General features: G+C 61.8%; 23 protein-coding genes. 5 read left to right on the forward strand and 18 right to left on the reverse strand.

All coding sequences use genetic code 11. The features are described 5' to 3' along the window. Positions 1–150 precede the first annotated feature (150 nt). Positions 151–1,686, forward strand: a complete 1,536-nt coding sequence (locus ACTRWK_RS08040) for an ATP-dependent DNA helicase (protein ID WP_009826060.1) — start codon at positions 151–153, stop codon at positions 1,684–1,686. Here the strand turns inward: ACTRWK_RS08040 and ACTRWK_RS08045 are convergent. The 12 genes from ACTRWK_RS08045 to ACTRWK_RS08100 all read right to left on the reverse strand — a co-directional run bounded on the left by ACTRWK_RS08045 (position 1,683) and on the right by ACTRWK_RS08100 (position 11,654). Continuing rightward, entirely contained in the window at positions 1,683–2,453 is a 771-nt protein-coding gene (locus ACTRWK_RS08045) for a TIGR02186 family protein (protein ID WP_005851546.1), read from the reverse strand. The two genes, ACTRWK_RS08040 and ACTRWK_RS08045, sit on opposite strands and share 4 nt — an antisense overlap. Further along, entirely contained in the window at positions 2,450–3,358 is a 909-nt protein-coding gene (locus ACTRWK_RS08050) for a sulfite exporter TauE/SafE family protein (protein ID WP_005851548.1), read from the reverse strand. The genes ACTRWK_RS08045 and ACTRWK_RS08050 overlap by 4 nt, the downstream gene beginning before the upstream one ends. Before the next feature lie 79 nt (positions 3,359–3,437). Further along, the gene (locus tag ACTRWK_RS08055; RefSeq protein ID WP_005851549.1) at positions 3,438–4,406 is read right to left on the reverse strand and encodes an ABC transporter permease; all 969 of its coding nucleotides are present in this window, start codon (positions 4,404–4,406) and stop codon (positions 3,438–3,440) included. After that, positions 4,406–5,536, reverse strand: coding sequence for an ABC transporter permease (locus ACTRWK_RS08060; RefSeq protein ID WP_005851551.1), 1,131 nt, complete (start codon positions 5,534–5,536; stop codon positions 4,406–4,408). Before ACTRWK_RS08060 ends, ACTRWK_RS08055 begins: the two co-directional genes overlap by 1 nt. Before the next feature lies 1 nt (position 5,537). Beyond that, positions 5,538–7,166 carry an ABC transporter ATP-binding protein gene (locus tag ACTRWK_RS08065; protein WP_289081424.1) on the reverse strand — a complete coding sequence of 543 codons (1,629 nt, stop codon included), beginning with the start codon at positions 7,164–7,166 and terminating at the stop codon, positions 5,538–5,540. Between the two features lie 2 nt (positions 7,167–7,168). After that, positions 7,169–8,164, reverse strand: a complete 996-nt coding sequence (locus ACTRWK_RS08070) for a BMP family lipoprotein (protein WP_005851554.1) — start codon at positions 8,162–8,164, stop codon at positions 7,169–7,171. Positions 8,165–8,324: 160 nt separating this feature from the next. Continuing rightward, complete coding sequence (gene rimI / locus ACTRWK_RS08075; RefSeq protein ID WP_306285487.1) at positions 8,325–8,741, reverse strand: ribosomal protein S18-alanine N-acetyltransferase; 417 nt, start codon at positions 8,739–8,741, stop codon at positions 8,325–8,327. After that, positions 8,738–9,394, reverse strand: coding sequence for a tRNA (adenosine(37)-N6)-threonylcarbamoyltransferase complex dimerization subunit type 1 TsaB (gene tsaB, locus ACTRWK_RS08080; protein WP_037943280.1), 657 nt, complete (start codon positions 9,392–9,394; stop codon positions 8,738–8,740). The genes rimI and tsaB overlap by 4 nt, the downstream gene beginning before the upstream one ends. Beyond that, positions 9,387–9,947 (reverse strand): NifU family protein, encoded by a 561-nt coding sequence (locus ACTRWK_RS08085; protein ID WP_005851560.1) that lies wholly within the window; start codon positions 9,945–9,947, stop codon positions 9,387–9,389. Before ACTRWK_RS08085 ends, tsaB begins: the two co-directional genes overlap by 8 nt. 98 nt (positions 9,948–10,045) lie before the next feature. Further along, entirely contained in the window at positions 10,046–10,504 is a 459-nt protein-coding gene (locus ACTRWK_RS08090; RefSeq protein ID WP_005851562.1) for a universal stress protein, read from the reverse strand. Positions 10,505–10,536: 32 nt separating this feature from the next. Next, positions 10,537–11,403, reverse strand: coding sequence for a branched-chain amino acid aminotransferase (locus ACTRWK_RS08095; protein WP_005851564.1), 867 nt, complete (start codon positions 11,401–11,403; stop codon positions 10,537–10,539). A 14-nt stretch (positions 11,404–11,417) separates the two neighbouring features. Beyond that, on the reverse strand, positions 11,418–11,654 hold the full coding sequence (locus ACTRWK_RS08100; RefSeq protein WP_005851566.1) for a hypothetical protein: 237 nt from the start codon (positions 11,652–11,654) through the stop codon (positions 11,418–11,420). A gap of 124 nt (positions 11,655–11,778) precedes the next feature. Here ACTRWK_RS08100 and ACTRWK_RS08105 point away from each other — a divergent pair, with 124 nt between their 5' ends. Continuing rightward, positions 11,779–12,486: a M48 family metallopeptidase gene (locus ACTRWK_RS08105; protein WP_005851568.1), complete on the forward strand. Its 708-nt coding sequence runs from the start codon at positions 11,779–11,781 to the stop codon at positions 12,484–12,486. A 9-nt stretch (positions 12,487–12,495) separates the two neighbouring features. Further along, a complete protein-coding gene (locus ACTRWK_RS08110) occupies positions 12,496–12,846 on the forward strand; it encodes a YigZ family protein (protein ID WP_005851570.1) in 351 nt (116 codons plus the stop codon). Between the two features lie 7 nt (positions 12,847–12,853). On the opposite strand, the gene trhA is transcribed toward ACTRWK_RS08110, so the two are convergent. From trhA to rimO, 3 genes are all read right to left on the reverse strand, one after another. Next, positions 12,854–13,474 (reverse strand): PAQR family membrane homeostasis protein TrhA, encoded by a 621-nt coding sequence (gene trhA / locus ACTRWK_RS08115; RefSeq protein WP_289081422.1) that lies wholly within the window; start codon positions 13,472–13,474, stop codon positions 12,854–12,856. A gap of 123 nt (positions 13,475–13,597) precedes the next feature. Then, a complete protein-coding gene (locus tag ACTRWK_RS08120) occupies positions 13,598–14,017 on the reverse strand; it encodes a hypothetical protein (protein ID WP_005851574.1) in 420 nt (139 codons plus the stop codon). A gap of 174 nt (positions 14,018–14,191) precedes the next feature. Then, positions 14,192–15,562, reverse strand: coding sequence for a 30S ribosomal protein S12 methylthiotransferase RimO (rimO, locus tag ACTRWK_RS08125; RefSeq protein ID WP_037943285.1), 1,371 nt, complete (start codon positions 15,560–15,562; stop codon positions 14,192–14,194). A 64-nt stretch (positions 15,563–15,626) separates the two neighbouring features. Here rimO and ACTRWK_RS08130 point away from each other — a divergent pair, with 64 nt between their 5' ends. Together ACTRWK_RS08130 and trpB are read left to right on the forward strand one after the other, a co-directional pair. Continuing rightward, on the forward strand, positions 15,627–17,570 hold the full coding sequence (locus tag ACTRWK_RS08130; protein ID WP_289081421.1) for an AsmA family protein: 1,944 nt from the start codon (positions 15,627–15,629) through the stop codon (positions 17,568–17,570). A 169-nt stretch (positions 17,571–17,739) separates the two neighbouring features. Continuing rightward, a complete protein-coding gene (gene trpB / locus ACTRWK_RS08135) occupies positions 17,740–18,966 on the forward strand; it encodes a tryptophan synthase subunit beta (RefSeq protein WP_289081420.1) in 1,227 nt (408 codons plus the stop codon). 75 nt (positions 18,967–19,041) lie between these two features. Here trpB and ACTRWK_RS08140 read toward each other — a convergent pair whose 3' ends face one another. The 3 genes from ACTRWK_RS08140 to ACTRWK_RS08150 are packed head-to-tail and all read right to left on the reverse strand — an operon-like array spanning position 19,042 to position 21,193. Next, positions 19,042–19,635 carry a DUF4893 domain-containing protein gene (locus tag ACTRWK_RS08140; RefSeq protein ID WP_289081419.1) on the reverse strand — a complete coding sequence of 198 codons (594 nt, stop codon included), beginning with the start codon at positions 19,633–19,635 and terminating at the stop codon, positions 19,042–19,044. Beyond that, positions 19,635–20,024 carry a DUF2237 family protein gene (locus tag ACTRWK_RS08145; RefSeq protein ID WP_005851586.1) on the reverse strand — a complete coding sequence of 130 codons (390 nt, stop codon included), beginning with the start codon at positions 20,022–20,024 and terminating at the stop codon, positions 19,635–19,637. The genes ACTRWK_RS08140 and ACTRWK_RS08145 overlap by 1 nt, the downstream gene beginning before the upstream one ends. Beyond that, entirely contained in the window at positions 20,021–21,193 is a 1,173-nt protein-coding gene (locus ACTRWK_RS08150) for a serine hydrolase domain-containing protein (protein WP_289081418.1), read from the reverse strand. The genes ACTRWK_RS08145 and ACTRWK_RS08150 overlap by 4 nt, the downstream gene beginning before the upstream one ends. Between the last annotated feature and the right edge of the window lie 34 nt (positions 21,194–21,227).

A 21,227-nucleotide genomic window follows, 5' to 3' on the forward strand; every position in this document is an offset into this window, starting at 1 on the left:
ACAACCGGCTGACCAGACACCCGCGCACCAATCCATCGGTGCGCGGGTGTTGTCGTATTTGGCATCACGCGGCGGTTTGGCACGGGCTGATTGCGCGAATAGCGGCGATGCCATCTGGCCCCCGGTGCCGCGCTGAATTAGGGTCGCGCCATGACAGTACCTGCCCTTACCTATTCCGCCGATCAGGCGGCTGCCTTTGACAGCGTGACCGAGATGTTGCGCCATGCGGGCATCGATCTGGATGACAATCTGCTGATGCCCCCTGCGGGCGGGGCGGACCAAGTGCTGGCGGTGACCGGCAAGGCGGGGTCGGGCAAAACCCTGCTGCTGGCAGAACTGTACAAGGCGCTGGAAAATGCCGGCGTCGACATCGTTTCGGGCGATTACGAGCGCAAGAAGAAAGACAAGCGCACCCTTGCCATTCTGGCCCCCACCAACAAGGCGGCATCGGTCCTGCGGCTGCGTGGCGTGCCCGCGACGACGATCCACCGCATTCTCTATACGCCGGTCTATGACCCCGAATATGAACGCATCGCGGAATGGCTGGCGGGCAGCGGTGAACGCCCGGTGATCGAGGGGATGAACGAAGTCTCGCTGGACCGCGCCTTCGCGTTCTACGAGAATAACAAATCCATTCCCGGTGCCTTGGCCGCTGCGGGTCTGCGCGGGAGCGATTTCATCACCGGATGGAAGCGTCGCGAGGAACCGCTGGATATCGGGTTTGTCGATGAAAGTTCGATGCTGGACGACAAACAGTTCGAGGACTTGAAAGAGATCTTCCCGACGTTGCTGCTGTTTGGCGATCCGGCGCAGTTGGCTCCGGTGGGGCAGTCGGGCACGATGGTGTTTGAAAAGCTGCCCAAGGAACGGGTGCTGAACCTTAGCCGAATTCACCGGCAGCAGGCCGACAACCCGATCCTTGATTTGGCCCATGCGCTTGCCGACCCTGACCTGAGCTTTGAACAGTTCGAGCGTATGGTCGAAGACGCGTCAAAGAAGGACGACCGTGTCGTCTGGGGCCAGCGGGTAGAAGTGGACTTGATGGCGCGGTCGCCTGTGCTGGTCTGGCGCAATGCCACGCGCATCCGGCTGATCAACGCTTTCCGGTCGGTCTATGGCGCGCCCGAAGACGCGCTGCTGGAGGGGGAGCCGCTGATCTGCGACGGGATCGAGCTGCCGTTGAAACACCGCAAGAAACGGCTCGACCTTGAAGCGCGCGGCCTGATCAAGGGCGCGCAGGTCGTTTATCTGGGGGCAGGGCGCAAGCCGGGCTTTAGCCGCCTGCATGTGATGGGCGCGGAAGACCCGCAAATCTCTGCCGCGTCGATCGTGAAGATCGAAAAACCGGACGAGGAAGAACCCTTCATCCCTTTTGCCGCGCGCATGGGGGCGACGTTTTTGCATGGGGCGGCGGTGACGATCCATAAGGCGCAGGGCAGCCAGTGGGACACGGTGCAGGTCTTTGCGCCCGACCTTTATGCAGCGGCGCGGATGGGCCGGTCAGAGGCGGGGCAACCGCTGTGGAAGCGGCTAGCCTATGTGGCGATCACCCGCGCGCAAGAGCGGCTGATCTGGGTCGTGCGCAACCGCCTGTCAAAACCGTCCGGAATGCTGCGGGTGGATGATCTGCGCGCGGCCCCTGCCGCCCCGCTGAGCCTTGAGGCCCAGACAGATGATCCGGCCTAGCGGCGCAGCGCCGCAAAAAGGCTAGAGGCCCCCCAGCCCGCCGCGATGGCAATCGCCAGCGATAGCAGCCCGTAGACCAGCGCATTTTCGCGCGACAGGTTGAAAAGCCAGCGTTCCAGCCCGACCTTGCGAACGTCGATCAACGTCCCGTATTGCGCCACGACGGACCCGCCACGGGTCAGGAAAATGCGGGTGTTGTAATCGCCTTCGATCAAGGAGGCGGGCAGCTGCACCGTCGCGCGGAACAGGGTCTGTTCGTCCACGGTCACGCCTTCCTCGTCCAGTTGGTACTGGTTCGCCTTGCTGCGGATGCGCACCAGTGCGTCCGAGAAGGCGGCGGAATCCTCGATATTCATCGGCGCACCGACCGACCGGATCGCCCGCGGGACAGAGATTTTATAGCGCAGGTCCTCGGTGCGGTTCAGCACGTCCTGCAAGGGGCCACTGGTGGCGACGGCATAGAAGCTGGGGGCGCGGTCTACCTCTACGGCGGCGGTGTTCACCCAGATGCCAAAGGTCTTTTCCTTGCGCCGCACCGTGACGGGGGCCGACGGGCCGGACACGGTCACCACGACCTCAAGCTCGGGGCCTTCGGGGATCGGGGTCTCGCGTTTGACGGCCCCGAAGATGATGATCTCGGACCCGTTGAAATTGGTGGAGATAGAGACTTCGCTTTGGTTCAGGCCCAGCACAATCGCCTCATCCGCGGTGGCGGAGAAAGACAGGCAGGCCAGCGCCGCCACCAAAAGGGCACGCAGACGGATCATGATGTGAACCCGACGGAATAAAGCTCTGCCGGCTGCAGCAACAGTTCCAGCGCCAGCTTGCCGCAGACGACCAGCACCAGAAGTGCAAGCAGGATCCGCAGCTGTTCCGCCTTGAGCTTGGTGCCAAGGCTGGTCCCGAACTGTGCGCCGATCACCCCGCCGATCAGCAGCAGCACGGCCAGTACGATGTCGACGGTATAGTTGGTGGTGGCGTGCAGCATCGTGGTAAACGCAGCCACAAAGATGATCTGGAACAGTGAGGTCCCGACAACCACCTTGGTCGGCATCCCCAGCAGATAGATCATCGCCGGCACCATGATAAAGCCGCCGCCCACGCCCATGATCGCGGCCAAAAGCCCAACAAACGCCCCGACCAGCAGCGGTGGGATGACCGAGATATAAAGCCCCGTGACCCGAAAGCGCATCTTGAACGGCAGCTTCTGGATCCACGTGTGTTTCTTGCGCGGGGGGCGTTTGCCGCTGCGGGTCTTGTACATCGCATTCAGCGATTCAATCAGCATCAGCCCACCGATGATGCCAAGGAAAACGACATAGCACAGGTTGACCAGCAGATCGACCTGACCCAGCGATTTGAGGTAGTTGAAGATGGTGACGCCCGCCGCGGCCCCGACCAGCCCGCCCGCCAGCAGCACGCTGCCCATGCGCAGATCCACCGTCTTGCGTTTCAGATGCACCAGCAGCGCCGAGAAGGAGGAGGCAACGATCTGGTTCGCGCCGGTCGCCACAGCCACCGCAGGGGGGATGCCGATGAAGAACAGCAGCGGCGTGATCAGAAATCCGCCCCCGACGCCGAACATGCCGGATAGAACGCCCACGATACCGCCCAACCCCAAAAGGAGGAACGCGTTGACCGACAGCTCGGCAATGGGCAGGTAAATTTGCATAGAAGCAGTTAGACCGATCCAAAGGTTGAAATCAATCGTGGATGCTGCGCCGCCGCAATTTGCGACGGCGCGGGGAGCGTTAACGCTCTTTGACGTAGGGCTCGCCGCCGGCACGGGGCGGGATCGCCTTGCCGACAAAGCCCGCGAGGATGATCACGGTCATCACATAGGGCAGGGCGGCCAGCAATTGGCCCTGAACCTTGAAGTTCACCAATGCCTCGATCACGTCGGGGCGGGTTTCCAGCGCGCCGAACAGGCCGAACAGCAGCGTGGCCCACAGCGCGTACCACGGGCGCCACTTGGCAAAGATCAGTGCCGCCAGCGCGATATAGCCACGGCCTGCGGACATATCCTTGATGAAGCCGGCCTGCAGCGCCGTGCTGAGGTAGGCACCGGCAATACCGCAAAGCACGCCACAGATCAGCACCGCAGCATAGCGCAGCCCGATAACGGAAACCCCTGCGGTATCCACCGCAGCGGGGTTTTCGCCCACAGCGCGCAGACGCAGGCCAAAGCGTGTCCGATACAGCAGCCACCATGTCGCAGGGACCGCGAGGAAGGCGAGGTAGACAAGGATCGAATGACCCGAGATCAGCTCGGCATAGAGCGGGCCGATGATCGGGGTCTGGGCAATGTCATCGGCAAAGGGCAGGGTGATCGGATTGAACCGCGCCCCGCCGATCAGCGACGGCGTGCGACCGCCTTGCTGGAACCAGTCTTGCGCGATCAGCACCGTCAGACCGGCGGCAAGAAAGTTGATCGCGACGCCGGAAATCAGCTGGTTGCCGCGGAAGGTGATGGAGGCAAGCCCGTGCAGCAGGCTCAGCGCCATCGACGCGGCGATGCCGGCCAGCAGCCCCAGCCAGACGTTCCCCGTCAGCGACGCCACGGCCGCCGAAAAGAACGCCGCCGCCAGCATCTTGCCATCAAGGCCGATGTCGAAAATACCGGCGCGTTCGGAAAACAGACCGGCAAGGCAGGCCAGTAGCAGCGGTGTGGCAAGGCGCACGGTGCTGTCGAACAGTTGGATGAGCGTGATATAATCCATTATTCAGCAGGCTCCACCGGTTTGCGTTCGGGCTTGGGGGCCCGTGCGGCGCGCAGCGCCAGAAAGATCTTCTCGAGCGGCATACGCACCATGTTATCCAGCGCTCCGGTAAAGAGGATCACCAGCGCCTGAATGACGACGATCAGCTCGCGCGGGATCGAGGTCCAGAGCGCCAGTTCAGCACCACCCTGATAGAGGAACCCGAACAGGATCGCGGCAAGGAAAACGCCCAGAGGATGGCTGCGCCCCATCAGCGCCACAGCGATCCCGATAAAGCCCGCGCCTTCCGTGGCGTTCAGCACCAGCCGTTCAGCCTCGCCCATGACGTTGTTGATCGCCATCATGCCCGCCAAACCACCCGAGATGATCATCGCGATCATCGTGATCTTGACCGGAGAGATACCGGCGTATTTCGCGGCCGATTCCGAATGGCCATAGGCGCGGATCTCATACCCCAGCCGCGTGCGCCAGATCAGCACCCACAGGAAGATACAGGCCGCAACCGCCACCAGAAGCGAGATATTGGCGGGCGCTGCCTTGGAAAACTCGATCCCCAGCGGGGCAAGGATATCATGCAGCGTCGGCAGCTTGGTCGCGTCAGGAAAGCGCGCCGTTGCGGGGTCCATGCTGCCTTGGGGGCGCAGCATATTGACCAGAATATAGTTCAGCACCGCCGCCGCGATAAAGTTGAACATGATCGTGGTGATCACGATATGGCTACCCCGTTTGGCCTGCAGGAACGCGGGGATCGCGGCCCAGGCGGCGCCGAACACGGCAGCCATCGCAGCCGCACCGATCAGGGCCAGCGACCAATGGGGCCACGGGATATACAGACAGGCCAGCGCCACGCCCAAACCGCCCAGCATCGCCTGGCCTTCACCACCGATATTGAACAGCCGCGCGTGAAAGGCGATGGCAACGCAAAGGCCTGTGAACATGAAGTTCGTGGCGTAATACAGCGTATAGCCCCAGCCATAGGTGCTGCCCAATGCGCCGGACACCATCAGTTTGACGGCAGCAACGGGGTCTTCCCCGATGCCCAGAATGACCAACGCCGACAGGATCGCTGCCAGCAATAGCGAAATCAAAGGCACGAGGACGACCTCGGCCCATTTTGGCATTACGTCCATGTTACACTTCCTTATGCGGATCGCCGCCCGCATGGGCCAGATTGTCTTCGATCTCTTCGATGGAATGGGGCGCATCGGTATCGGTGATGCCCGCCATCAGCAAGCCCAGTTCCTTTTCATCGGTCTGGCTGGCGTCTCGGATGCCCATGACCTGACCGTCGAACATGACAGCCACCCGGTCGCTGAGTGCGAGAATCTCTTCCAGCTCGACCGAGACCAGCAGGATCGCCTTGCCCTGATCGCGCAGGGCGACGATCTGTTCGTGGATGAATTCGATCGCGCCGATATCCACACCACGGGTCGGCTGGCCGATCAGCAGCAGGTCGGGGTTGCGTTCGATCTCGCGCGCCAGAACGATCTTTTGCTGGTTCCCGCCGGAAAAGTTCTTGGCCGCCAGTTTGGGGTTTGGCGGACGCACGTCGAAACGTTCCATCTTTTCGACGGTGTCGGCCTTGATCGCGGCGTTGTCCATCAACATGCCGCTGCGGTAGGCAGGGTCTTTGTGATAGCCGAAGGCGGTGTTTTCCCACGCCTGATACTCCATGATCAGACCTTCGCGCTGGCGGTCTTCGGGGACGTGGGCGATGCCGTGGTTGCGGCGGGATTGGCCGTCGGATTTGTTGCCGGTCAGGTCCAGTGCCGTGCCATTGACGCGCACGCTGCCCTTGCCGGTCTGGTATCCGCCCAGAACCTCAAGCAGTTCGGACTGGCCATTGCCGGCCACCCCCGCAACGCCAAGGATTTCGCCCGCGCGGACTTGCAGATCGATGCCGCGCAGACGCTCGACGCCCTTGTCATCAACGACGCGCAGCCCTTCGACATCCAGAATGACCGGACCGGGGGCCGCGGGTTTCTTGTCGACACGCAGCAGAACCTTGCGGCCGACCATCAGCTCCGCCAGTTCGGCGGGCGAGGTTTCGGCGGTCTTGACGGTGGCGGTCATCTCGCCGCGGCGCATGACCGATACGGTGTCCGTCGTCTCCATGATCTCGCGCAGCTTGTGGGTGATCAGGATGATCGTCTTCCCCTCGGAGCGCAGACGCCCGAGGATGCGGAACAGCTGGTCCGCCTCGGCTGGGGTCAGTACGCCGGTGGGCTCATCCAGAATGAGGATATCGGCCTGACGATACAGCGCCTTGAGGATTTCCACCCGTTGCTGCATGCCGACGCCGATGTCTTGCACCAGCGCGTCGGGATCGACCTTGAGCCCGTAGTCATCGGCCAGCTTCATCAGCGATTTGCGCGCCTTGGCCAGCGACGGTTTCAACAGCCGCCCGTCTTCGGCACCCAGAATGATGTTTTCCAGGACCGTGAAATTTTCAACCAGTTTGAAGTGCTGGAACACCATCCCGATGCCTGCGGCAATCGCGGCCTGGCTGTCAGGGATGTCGGTCTTTTTACCGGCGATAAAGATGTCGCCTTTGTCGGCTTTGTAGAATCCGTAAAGGATCGACATCAGCGTCGATTTGCCCGCGCCGTTTTCCCCGATGACCCCATGGATCGTGCCGGGCATGACGCGGATAGAGATGTCTTTATTGGCCTGTACCGGACCAAAGGCCTTGGAGATGCCTTTCAGCTCGATCGCCGGAGCGGCAGTTTCCTGCCGCTCCGTATGTGTTGCAGTGCTCACGCTTAGAAGCTCAGGCTCGGGCAGCTGTCGTCGGACATGTAGTCATGTACCTCAAGCGACCCGTCTGCGATCTTGGCTGCTGCTTCATCCACAGCGGCCTGCATTTCAGCGGTAACCAGTGCCTTGTTGTGTTCGTCAATCGCGACGCCCACGCCTTCGTTGCCAACGCCCATGACGTTAAAGCCTTTTTCCATGCCGGGACCATCGGACATCGCGTCAAACACAGCATTGTCCACGCGTTTGATCATCGAGGTCAGGACTTTGCCCGGGTGCAGGTGGTTCTGGTTGCTGTCCACGCCGATCGACAGGATGTCTTCGTCGGCTGCGGTTTGCAGAACGCCAACGCCTGTGCCGCCCGCGGCGGCATAGACAACATCAGCACCCTGGCTGATCTGCGCTTTGGTCAGCTCGGACCCTTTCACGGGGTCGTTCCATGCGGCAGGGGTCGAACCTGTCATGTTCGAGATCACGGTCGCGTCGGGGTTCACGGCCAGAACGCCTTGGGCGTAGCCGCAGGCGAATTTGCGGATCAGGGGGATGTCCATGCCGCCGATAAAGCCGACAGTGTTGGATTCAGAGGCCATCGCCGCCATCATGCCGACCAGATAGGAGCCTTCGTGTTCGTTGAAAACAACGGAACGGACGTTGGGTGCGTCGACAACCATGTCGATGATGACAAAATCGGTATCAGGGTAATCGCCTGCAACCTGACCAAGCGCATCACCAAAGGCAAAGCCGGTCATCACGATGGGGTTGGAGCCCGCTTCGGCGAAACGGCGCAGCGCCTGTTCACGCTGTGCTTCGGACTGCAGTTCGATCTCGCGGAAGCTTTCACCGGTCTCTTCGGCCCAGCGTTGCGCGCCAGCAAAGGCGGCTTCGTTGAAGGATTTGTCGAATTTGCCGCCAAGGTCGAAGATTAGGGCGGGTTCGGCCAGAGCCGCACCGGCACTAAGAGCCGTGGCCGCAGCAGCGCCGAGGAATTTGGTCATAAGGGTCATGGAGTGTCTCCCGGTTTATTGTGTTGGGGCGCAAGCGCGAAGCCTTTGCCCGGTCGCAGTTCCGCGCTTGCGCCCGGTTCCGTCGATCAGATGTACGATACTGCGTAGCCCATGGGTAGGGTCAACCGGATTCTCAAGCGCTTGGGGATGATATTGCCTATTAACCGTGCGTAAACTGACGCGAAAGGATCAATGCATCAACGGATGGCGCATCTTTACGCTGATAATACCCGCGACGTGTGGCCGTCTGGCGAAACCCTGCGGAAGTGTAAAGTGCGATGGCAGCGGTATTGTCGGCGGCGACCTCTAGAAAGGCGGTGCCGGCCTGCGTTTCAAGCCCGTCCATCCAGCGTTGCAGCAAGCGGCGGCCAATACCCTGACGTTGGGCTGCGGGATCAACGGCGAGGGTCAGCAGCTCTGCCTCTCCCGCGATGAGGCGGGTCAGGGCAAAGCCCTGCGGTTCCGCCAGATACGTCACAAAGGGGGAGGCCAGCAGATCGGCGATCTCTTGCGCCGTCCACGCACGGTCGTGCACAAAAGCGGCGGCGTGAATCCGCGCCATATCCTGCGGCGTCATGAAAAGATCGCGGGCGGTGTGTCGCGGGCCGGGGCGGCATCGGCGGGGCGCAGATACAGCGGGGCAGGGCGCGGGGTCCGGGTGCCAAGCTTCGTGGCGGCAATGCGTGCCGTTGCCTCTGCCACGGGCATACAAGGGGGCAAGGCGGTGCCGTTACAAAGTGCTGCGATCATATCGGCCTGATGACCCACACAGACGGGATCAGCGCGCGAGGGCACTGAAGGCAGATCATCCAGCCCACACATCACAGGGTCGCGGTCGTCCATCGTGCCGAACACCTGCACGAACAGCTTGTCCTGCCGCGCATCGATGCTGCTGATGACAACGCCGTCATGCCCGAAGGCCAGCGCCTGAAGATGCGAAACACCTATCGCGGGCACCCCAAGGCCAAGCGCGAGCCCGCGCGCGGCTGAGACCGCGATGCGGATACCGGTGAAGTTCCCCGGCCCGATGCCGACGCCAATCGCTGTCAGATCGCTATAGGCCACATCTGCGCTGGCCAGCACCTCGGCACATAGGCCAAGCAGCCGTTCGCCCTGACCCTTGTTCATCGGTTCCTCGACGCTGGCGATGATCTGGTCGCCCGACAGCAAAGCGGCCGCACAATGTGCGGCCGATGTATCAAACGCCAGGAGAAGAGGCGTCTTAGGCAACCGGGCGTACCTCGGTTACTTCGGGGATGTAGTGGCGCAGCAGGTTCTCGATGCCCATTTTCAACGTCAATGTGGACGATGGGCAGCCCGCGCAGGCCCCTTGCATGTGCAGATAGACAACGCCGCGCTCGAACCCGTGGAAGGTGATGTCGCCGCCGTCCTGTGCCACGGCAGGGCGCACGCGGCTGTCCAGCAATTCCTTGATCTGGCCGACGATCGCACCGTCTTCGCCCGTATGCTCCGCATGGCCCGACGCGTGGTCATGGCCGGTTTCCATCACTGGCTGACCGGATTGAAAATGCTCCATAATCGCGCCAAGCAGGGCGGGTTTCAGGTGGTCCCATTCGATCCCGTCGGCCTTGGTGATGGTCACGAAATCGGTGCCGAAGAACACGCCGGTCACGCCTTCGACAGCGAACAGACGCGTGGCCAAAGGCGAGGCGCTGGCGGCTTCGGGGGCGGGGAAATCGGCGGTGCCCATCTCCAGCACGGTCTGACCGGGCAGGAATTTCAACGTTGCGGGGTTGGGCGTGGATTCGGTCTGAATAAACATCACATGCTCCTGAAAGGGTTGATGCAGATATGCGACCTGAGCGCGCGCAAGTCAAGGTTTGGAACGATTCTAAGTTTGCGACGGCCTGCGGTGCCGCCTCAGGTGATCATCTCGAGCCGTTCTTTGCTCATGTCACCGGGAACGATGGTGATCGGCACCGGCAGCGAGCCTGCGTTGCGGGAAAGCTGGGTCACCAAGGGGCCGGGGCCAGATTTCTTGTCGGTGCCCGCGCCAAGGACCAGCACGCCGACTTCGGGGTCATCGGCCAGCTGGTTGATGATCTCGTCCACGATCACACCTTCGCGAATAACCAGCGCGGGCTCCACGTTCAGCCGGTCGCGCATCCATTTGGCGAAGACCTCGAAATGCACCTCGATCCTTTCGCGGGCTTCCTCGCGCATGACCTCGGCCACACCGATCCAGTGATTGAATTCGTCAGGCGGGATGACCGACAGCACCACCACCCCGCCGCCAGAGTTGGACGCCCGCATCGCGGCAAATCGCATGGCGTTCAGGCATTCGCGGCTGTCATCCAGCACAACCATAAACTTACGCATAGCATCCTCCTGTTGAACGGCGGGGGGCGGGGTCAGCCACGGTCAGAGGCCGCCCAATCCCAATACATCTCGCGCACGCGGCGGGTCATGGGGCCGATCTGGTACTGCGTGTCGTCAAACGCTTTGACCGGCGTGACCTTCATCATGTTGCCGGACAAAAAGACCTCGTCCGCGGCATGGAAGTCATCAAAGCTAAGCACTGTTTCGTGCACCTTGATCCCGTCGGCGCGCATGTTCGACATATGCCGCGCGCGGGTGATACCGGCCAGAAACGTGCCATTGGGGATCGGGGTGAACACCTCGCCATCCTTGACCATGAACACATTGGCAGAGGCCGATTCGGCGACATTGCCCATGGCGTCGGCGACCAGCGCGTTGCCAAAACCTTTGGCGCGGGCTTCAACCATCATGCGGGCGTTGTTGGGATAAAGGCAGCCCGCCTTGGCGTTGACGACGTTGTCTTCAAGCACGGGACGCCGGAAACGGGTCCGTGTCAGCGTCGTGGCCGCATCGGGTGCCGCCATAGGGATCTGTTCAAGGCTGATGGCAAAACCGGTCGCGTCCTTTAATGGCACGATCCCCAGCTCGTCGCCCGCCAGCGCCCAATACATCGGGCGGATATAGACGGCGGCGTCCTTGGGGTAGCTTTTCAGACCCTCGCGTACCATCTCGACCATATCGGCGGTCTCGACCGTGGGGGTGATCATCAGTGCCTTGGCCGACCGGTTGATCCGCGCGCAATGCGCCTCCAGATCGGGGCTGAGACCGTCGAACAGCCGCGCCCCGTCAAATACGGTCGTGCCCAGCCATGCACCGTGGTCCGCGGCCTTGATGACAGAGATGTCACCCTCGTGCCAACTGCCTTCGTAAAATGTCTTGATATGTGTGCCAGTGGCCATTGCGTGTCCTTTGGTTACCGCTTGGGCGCGGTGCGGTAGATGCCCTCGGGCAGGTTCAGCGCGGCTGTCAGATCGTGCAGCTGTTCGGGCGAGAGGCTGATCTTGCAGACAGAGTTGGTGCGCGGGTCCCATTGCTCGAATGTGATAACGCTGGCAAAGGCCTGCACCGTCACATCTTCACGCAAGGGTGCTTTGCCTTCGTCGATCAGAGTGATCACACTGGCATCGAATTCGTGTTCAATCGTAAACATGAAGGCACAGTATTCTTTCGGTGGTCCAATGCAAGAGCAGCACTGCGCCGTCTGTTCAAATCCGCGCCGCCGCGTTAAAACGGTGGCAGATCTATTCGTTGCCCTTTTGAGGATGCGTTACGTGATGTTGAGATACTGTCTTGCTCTGGCCGCTGCGGCATTTATGGCTGCCTGCGAACCGACGACCATGTCGGGGCCTGTCTCCACCCAACCCGAGCAAGGGCAACCCGCTAGTTTTTCCGCCAATGAATCCGCCCGCAGCTTTATCCGCGTGTTGCAAACGGTCGAACCTGTCGCTGAACGCGAATGTCGCGTGCGGACCTCGCAGGTGAATTGCGATTTCAACATCGTGGTCGATGACCGCCCCGGCCAGCCCGCCAACGCCTACCAAACCGAGGATAAGGCCGGGCGTCCGGTCATCGCCTTCACCCTCGCCCTGATCGCGGATGCGCGTAACGAGGACGAGCTTGCCTTTGTCATGGGGCACGAAGCTGCCCACCACATCGAAGGGCATATCGCGCGCCAGCAGCAGAACGCGGTCGCCGGTGCGGTGATCTTTGCCGGTCTCGCCACGCTGAGCGGGGGCGATGCCACTGCGGTCGAATCGGCACAGCGCCTTGGGGCGCAGGTGGGCGCGCGGACCTATTCCAAAGACTTCGAGCTTGAGGCAGACGCCTTGGGCACCATTATCACCGCACGCGCAGGGTATAACCCGCTGCGGGGGGCCGAATTCTTTACCCGTATTCCTGACCCCGGTGACCGTTTCCTGGGCACGCACCCGCCCAATGCATCGCGTCTGGATACCGTACGGCGGACCGCGGCGGGGCTATAACGGCACCGCATGAAGCAGCTTGGTCAGATACTGACGGACCGCGGGTCCAAATATGCCGTGTCAGGCTGCCCCGCGTCCGATCGCGCCGCCGTGGATGCTGCGCTGAAAGAGCTCAAGCGCGATAAATCCTATGCCAAGGCAACCCACAACACCTGGGCGGTGCTGCTGTCAGACGGCGGCCCGCTGAAAGGCGATGATGGGGAATCCGGTGCGGGGATGGTGATCATCCGGATGCTAGAGCGTGAGGGTCTGGAGGATCACCTGATCGTGGTCACGCGCTGGTACGGCGGGAAACATCTGGGCGGTGACCGGTTCCGCCACGTGCAATCCTGCGTGCGCGCCTATCTGGACGCGGCCTGACACGGGCTTACAAGCTGATAGAGATGGCGGCGAAAAAGCAGATAGAGGCGGCAAGCACAAAGCTGTGCCAGATCGCATTCTGAAAGCGCATGCCGGGGTGTGCAAAGACGATCGTCCCCAGCGTATAGATCAACCCGCCGATGCCAATCAGCGTCAGCGCCGTGGTAGGCAGGTTTTGCCACATCGGCCAGACCAGCAGCACAGACAGCCACCCCATGCCAAGATAGAGATACAGCGACGCTCTGGACTCCGTGCTCCAGAAAGACAGTTTGGCGACCGCGCCGATAATGGCCAGCGCCCAGACCACGGCGAGGATGCCATAGGCGAACCCCGTTCCGATGAGCACAACAAACGGTGTGTAGGTGCCCGCGATCTTGAAGTAGATCGCCGCATGGTCAATCCGCCCCAGCAGGGCGCGGGTACGATCAAACGGCAAAAGGTGGTAAATCGCCGAAGCCAGAAGCGACAGAACGAAGCAGGCCGCATAAACCAGCGTCGGTGTAAGCTGCTCCCCCTGGCTTGCAGCATAGGTTGTCAGCAGGATTGTTGCCGGTATCGCAAATCCCAGACCCAACACGTGGATCGTGCCATCGGCGAGAGTGTCAGCGGTTGGGTGCGGATAAGCCATAGGTCAAATCTAGCACCCGTTTGCAACATTCCCATGTCAGATTTCGTCTAATTAATGGCGCTTTGGTATCTCGACCTATCCATTCGTATAGGAGGTTATGCCGACGCGCGGCGCGCGTCCGGATCAACGGGGTTTATTGCCGTCGATCCAGCGCGACATCATCGTCTTGTCGCGGAAACATTCCTGCGGGATATCGCGGCGCTTCAGGCGGGCGATGCGTTCGGCAAAAGCGACCTGCTTTGACGAGGGATACTGCGAAAACGGCCCGTCCACCGGCTTGGGTTTATGGGCGTCGATCCATTCAGACAGCGCGGCACGATCGGTCAACGCCCGTTTCGGCACAGGCGCGCCAGTCTTGAGGCTAAGCGAGGTAGCATAGTGCATCTGCTTTTCCGTCGGCGGCAAAGCGGCGCGCGCGTCGCGGGCTGAATCTTCTGCATGGGCAGGTACGGCCCCGTTGTCGGGATCGAACATGCCGGGAAACTGCGGTTGGTAGGACATCGTATAGGCCCCCTTGTTCTGGTTGGAACATATATAGAACATCGCGTGCGCTTTTCAAGGGTTTCACCTCTGATACGCCATCATTTGTCTATATGTAGGGTGCGGATTTACAATTTCCACAACATGGGCTGCGCCTGCAATCGGGTCTACCTGCGCGAATAGGAACGCCAAGGCGCTTGCTTTGTTCCATGGTTGAGAAAGGGGGAGAGCGGTGGCCTAGACCACGCGCCCCCAAAGATCGTATTCGCCGGCTTCTTCGACTTCGACGGTCACGATCTGGCCAACGCTCAGGTTTTCGAACCCTTCGTCGATGAACAGGTTGCCGTCGATCTCTGGCGCGTCTGCCTTTGTGCGGCAGGTGGCGGCCTCGTCGTCGATCTCGTCGATGATCACATCCATGCGGCGACCCACTTTGGCTTCCAGCTTGGCGGCCGAGATGGCTTGCGCCTTCTCCATAAAGCGGTTCCAGCGGTCCTGTTTGACCTCGTCCGGCACGTGATCGGGAAGCGCATTTGACCGCGCCCCGTCAACGTTTTCGTACTGAAAACAGCCCACGCGATCCAGCTGCGCCTCGTCAAGCCAATCCAGCAGGGTCTGGAACTCTGCCTCTGTCTCGCCGGGGTAGCCAACGATGAAAGTCGACCGCAGGGTGATGTCGGGGCAGGTGTCACGCCACGCGGCAATTTCATCCAGCGTCTTAGCCGCCGCCGCAGGGCGGGCCATGCGTTTCAGCACGTCGGGATGTGCATGCTGGAAGGGAATATCCAGATAGGGCAGCACCAGACCTTCAGCCATCAGCGGGATCAGGTTGCGCACATGGGGGTAGGGGTAGACGTAATGCAGCCGTACCCACGCCCCGAGCGACCCCAGATCACGCGCCAGATCGGTGATATGCGCGCGATGGCCACGGTCTTCGGCATGTTTGATATCGACGCCGTAGGCCGAGGTATCCTGAGAGATCACCAGCAGTTCGTTCACGCCGTTCTGCACCAGCTTTTCAGCCTCGCGCAGGATCGCATGGGCAGGGCGCGATTGCAGGCGGCCGCGCATGTCGGGGATGATGCAGAACTTGCACTTGTGGTTACAGCCCTCCGAGATCTTCAGATAGCTGTAGTGGCGCGGCGTCAGGCTGACGGCCTGCGCGGGCAGCAGATCGATAAACGGATCGGGCGAAGGCGGCACGGCCCCATGCACCGCGTCCAGCACCTGTTCATATTGGTGCGGGCCGGTGACGGCCAGAATACGCGGGTGATGTTCGCGGATATAATCCGGCTCGGCCCCGAGGCAGCCGGTCACGATCACTTTGCCATTTTCGTTCAGCGCCTCGCCAATCGCGTCAAGGCTTTCGGCCTTGGCGGAATCAAGGAACCCGCAGGTGTTCACAATCACCGCATCCGCCCCGGCGTAGTCCGGCGACACGCCGTAGCCTTCGGCGCGCAGGCGCGTCAAAATCCGTTCGCTGTCGACCAGCGCCTTGGGGCAGCCCAGCGATACCATGCCGATGGTCGGCTGGCCGGGGCGGGACGGATTGCTGATCTGGGCCTTTGGCGCAAGATCGGGGCGTAGATTTGGTGGGTTTGTGCTCATGAACTGCGCTATAAGCCATGCAAAGGGTCTGGGAAAGGCCCCGCATCAGGCAAGGAGACGGGCGATGAAGTGGATTATTCGGGCAATTGGCATACTGCTGCTGATTTTGGTGGTCGCGGTGGGGTCGCTGTTCTTGCTGCCCGCCGACCGTATTGCGCGAATCGCGGCGGACCAGCTGCGCAACCTGACAGGGCGCGAGGTCACGATCACGGGCGATGTGGGGCTGACCTTCTGGCCGGTGCTGGGGGTGACCGCAGGCGGGCTCGAGGTCGGGAACGCCGATTGGGCCAAGGATGGGGCGATGCTCTCGGCCGCCAATGCCGCCATCGGGGTTGATGCGATGGCGCTGATCCGGGGCGAGATCAAGATCACCAACATTGAAGCGCAAAGCCCCACCATCCGGCTGGAGCAACGCCGCGACGGGCGCGCCAGCTGGCAGTTCAGCGACGGCGGCGGCGAGGCAGCCATCGAGACCGCTCCGACCGCGCCTGCGCGCAGCCCGCGCCCGCTGACGATCCAGCGGCTCAATATCACCGACGCCACGTTGATCTATGATGCCGAGGGCAGCGATCTGGTGCGATTTGACGGTGTGGACCTGTCGCTCGACTGGCCCGAACGGGCGGGCGATGCGGTGATCAAGGCCGCCCTGCGCCCCGCGGCCGATCGTGTGTCGATCGAGGCGACGATCAACCGGTTTGACCAATTCCTGAACGGCGACATCCGCCCGCTGCGTGCCCGTGTGGACACCAAGGGCGGCGGCGTCTCGCTGACCGGACGGGCGGGGCTGACCGGCGCTGTTGCGGGGGATCTTTGGCTCAAGACGTCGGACACGGGGCGTTTTCTGGCAGCGCTCGGGGTGGGTGACATCGCACTGCCGCAGGGCTTGGGAAAGACGGCGGATATCAACCTTGATCTGACCCTGACGCCCGACCGGCGCTTGGCCCTGCGCGAGGTGGTGGCCGATCTGGGCGGGAACGCCCTGACCGGTGCGGCGGATATCACGCTGAACGGCACGCCCGATGTGAACGCGCAGATCAACGTCGGTGCGCTGGACCTGACCGGCTTTGCGGGCAGCGCCCCCAGTGGCACCGCGCCCGCGTCCGCCACCCCCGCGCCTGCGTCCCCGACTGGTTGGTCGAAAGCACCGATTGATGCGTCCGCGCTTTCCGCCTTCAACGGCGAGATCGCGCTGCGGGCAGATAGCATTGATCTGGGCACGCTAAGCTTGGGCGCGACGCGCGTATTGCTGCGCAACGACCGGTCGCGTCTGGTCGCCGAGCTGCGCGAGATCAGGGCCTATGCCGGTGTGATCAGTGGCGAGTTCGTGGTCAACAACCGCAACGGCCTGTCGGTGGGCGGGGCGCTGAACGCGACCTCCATCGCCATGCAGCCTTTGCTGCAACAGACCGCAGGGCTGGGCCGGTTCCACGGTACCGGCGATGCAGAGGTATCTTTCCTCGGGTCCGGCGCATCGCTGGACGCGATCATGCGGTCGCTTAGCGGATCGGGCGCGGTGAATGTCGGGCGTGGGCATATCGAGGGGATCGACCTTGATGCGCTGATGGGCAATTTCGATGTCGAGGGTGGCACGACGGTCTTCGATTCCCTTGCCGCGACATTCGACATGGATCAAGGCGTGCTGCGCAACGACGACCTGCTGATGCAGCTGCCGAACTTTACCGCCACGGGCACGGGGCAGGTGGGGCTGGGGGCGCAGACGCTTGATTATACCGTCACGCCCAAGGCACTGCGGGTGAACGGCGATCGGGGGCTGGCCATTCCGGTGCGTATCTTCGGGCCGTGGGCCGCACCGCAGATCAAGCCGGATTTGCAGGCGGCGCTGGACATGAACTTTGCCAAGGAAAAGGAACAGGCCCGCCAAAAGCTGAACGAAAAGCTGGAGGAGGAACTGGGCGTATCGCGGCAGGACGGGCAATCGGTCGAGGATGCGGTGAAACAAAAGGTAGAGGACGAGCTGCGGCGCGGGCTGTTCAAGCTCTTTGACTAGCGGCGCGCCACACGGGCGGTGTATTTCCAAAACCCCGGTTCGGAAAACTGCAATTTTCCGTGGCGTTTTACGGGCGAGGGGCGGTACGGGCCCTTCGCCGCCCCCGCCCCGTCTTTACCTGTCGCGGCGGGGGCGTTAAGGCTGGTCGCCAAGCGCAAGGAGCACCTCCATGGACAACGATCTTTTCAACTCTTTCATGACCGGACCTGACGAGAATGGCCGCTTTGGCGATTTTGGGGGGCGGTTTGTGTCGGAAACCCTGATGCCGCTGATCCTCGAACTGGAAGCGGAATATGAAAAGGCCAAGACGGACGACAGCTTTTGGGCCGAGATGGACGACCTGTGGACCCACTATGTCGGTCGCCCCAGCCCGCTGTATTTCGCAGAGCGTCTGACCGAACATCTGGGCGGTGCCAAGGTTTACATGAAGCGCGACGAGCTGAACCACACCGGCGCGCATAAGATCAACAACGTGTTGGGCCAGATCATTCTGGCGCGGCGCATGGGCAAGAAACGGATCATCGCGGAAACCGGTGCGGGCCAGCACGGTGTGGCCACGGCCACCGTCTGTGCCAAGTTCGGTCTGCAATGCGTTGTCTATATGGGCGCGCATGATGTTGAACGGCAGGCCCCCAACGTCTTCCGCATGCGTCTGCTGGGCGCCGAAGTGATCCCCGTCACCTCGGGCCGTGGGACGCTGAAAGATGCGATGAACGACGCGTTGCGCGATTGGGTCACCAATGTGCGCGACACATTCTATTGCATCGGCACGGTCGCAGGGCCGCACCCCTATCCGGCGATGGTCCGCGACTTTCAGGCGATCATCGGCAAGGAAGTGCGCGAACAGATGGACGCCGCCGAAGGCCGTCTGCCCGACACGCTGGTCGCCGCGATCGGTGGCGGGTCGAACGCGATGGGGCTGTTCTATCCGTTCCTTGATGACAAAGACGTCAATATCATCGGCGTCGAAGCCGGCGGCAAGGGCGTGAACGAAAAGATGGAGCATTGCGCGTCATTGACCGGTGGCCGCCCCGGCGTGCTCCACGGGAACCGCACCTACCTGTTGCAGGACGACGACGGTCAGATCCTCGAAGGCTTCTCTATCTCGGCCGGTCTGGATTACCCCGGTATCGGGCCCGAACATTCCTGGCTGCACGACATTGGCCGCGCGCAATATGTGTCGATCACCGATAAAGAGGCGCTTGAGGCGTTCCAGCTGAGCTGCGCGCTTGAAGGGATCATTCCCGCGCTCGAACCCAGCCACGCGCTGGCGCATGTGATGAAGATCGCACCAGATCTGCCCAAGGATCACATCATCTGCATGAACATGTGTGGGCGCGGCGACAAAGACATTTTCACCGTCGCCAAGGCGCTTGGTTTTGACATGAAGGTCTGAGGATCAGACGAAAGCTTAGACACTCACGATCACGAAGGGGGCGGCGCATCGCCCCCTTTTCTTTTGGCGCTGGCCCTATCGGGTCAGCTCTAGGATATCAAAGTCGCTTTCGACCACCGGCGCGGGAAACATCAGCCGCGCCCGCTGGTTGCTGACACGTTCGAACACCGCGACATCGGGTTGCATCGTGCCATCACCGGCAAAACCGGGTGGCAGGGCGTCGTAAGCGGGCGGTACCTCTCCCGCGACATAGCCAACGCCAGCATAGACCGCACGCCCGTCTCGCAGCGTGATGACCCCCGTGGTGCGCTGCGACCCGCTGAGCTTTTCAAACAGATACCCGTTGCCCTGAAAGGTCAGGCGGCATTTGAACGGGCTATAGACCACCAGCGCGGGCAGGCCGCCCAGTTTCATCGTGCGGCAGGACCAATCGCCTGCCAGCCCCTCGTCAAAGGCAACCTGCGGTGTGCCGGACAAGGCGCGCGACAGAGCGGCCAGATCATCCGCGCTGCCGCTTTGGAACGCTTGCAGCAGGGCATCGCCCGCCGTGGCCTCGAACCGGTCGAGGCGAAGCTGCTCTTGCGGGCGCAGGGCGTCTTGGGCGATGGCTGGGGCGGTGCAGAGCACTGCGGTCAAGACAGCAGTCAGGGCAGCAGTCAGGCGCAGCATCAGTCTGCCCCGCCGTTAGGGCGCAGGGCATGGGCCTGCAGGATATTCAGCGGCACGATATCCAAGGCGCGCTGATGGGTTGCCTCAAGATGCACCTTTGGCGCGCAGCCCTCGTCCGCCGCTTGCAAGAAACGCCCCGCACAAAGACACCACGGATCGCCCGCCGACAGTCCGGCAAAGCCGAATTCGGGGCGCGGTGTGCTGAGGTCGTTGCCGACATATTTGGAATAGGCCAGAAACTCGGCCGTCATGATCGCGCAGACCGTGTGGCTGCCCTGATCGGCGGCACAGGTGTTGCACGACCCGTCGCGGAAAAAGCCCGTGACGGGGTCGCTGCCACAGACGGCCAGCGGGCCGCCAAGGATATTGATGCTTTCGTCAGGTGTCATGGGCCCCCCAAGGCTGCGCTGATCTGGCGGAAGATGGCGATGTTCTGATCGCTGACCCCGGCCTCGCGGAACTTGCGGTCGGCGGCATTGGTCGCGATCACCACCCCGTCAGCGCGGTTGATGTAGATATACTGACCATACACACCGCGGGCCATGAATTCACCCTCTGTCGCACCTTGGGGAATCCACCACTGATAGCCATAGCCGATCTGCCCCTCTGCCGTCGGGGCCGATGGCGCGGTAGAGGCGGCGACCCAGTCTGCCGGTACAATCTGCTGACCGTTGTAGCGACCGTTTTGCAGGAACATCTGCCCCATGCGGGCGTAATCGCGGGTCGTCAGGTTCAACCCGCCCAAGACAAAGGCGACACCCGCGCCGTCAGTCACGTAATAGGGCGCGTGCTCCAGCCCCATGGGGGTGATGATCTTTTCCGACAAAAGATCGGTGACGGACCGGCCTGTTGCCCCCCGAACGACCATGCCGATGACATGGGTGTCGATCGACACATAATGCCACTGGCTGCCGGGCGTGGTGAAAGTATCTTTCAGGCTTGCGGTGAAATCGTCCAGCTCTCCGCCAAGGGCGAGTGCGCGGCCCATCTTGTTGATGTCGGAATCCGGGTCGAGGTAATCTTCGTCAAAAGTAACCCCGCTGGCCATGTTAAGCACGTTGCGCAACGTCGCCCCGTCATAGGCGGTGCCTTTCAGCTTGGGCGCGTAGGTCGTGACGGGGTCGTCAAGCGATGCAATCGCCCCTTCGTCCAGCAGGATACCCACAAGCGCGGAAAGGTAGCTTTTAGCGACAGACCAGCTGATCCGCAGATCATCGGGCTGGGTGCCTTTAAAGTAGTTCTCATAGACAATCTGACCATCTTTCAGCACAACCAATGCCGTCACATCCCGCGCTTCGATCCAGTCGTTGACCGGGGCCGAGGGGGCGTATTCGGGTCCATAAGAAAGCTCTGCCGTGGGGCCATCACCGCGCGACAGAGGCTTGGACAGGAAGGCCTCGTCCATATGGCTGAAGTTATGCACGATCTTGTCTTCGGCAAAGAGCGAGTTCACCGCCAGCAGCCGCGTGATCTCTTCGCGTTTCCACAGGCCGACAACGACCACAGCCACCACTAGAGCCAGTAAAATACGGCCCAGCCATTTCCCGAATGTGCGCATGAAATCCTCCCTGATATGCGGGGATACCCAAGCA

It is taken from the genome of Sulfitobacter sp. G5_S2_6_S6 (assembly GCF_054968505.1).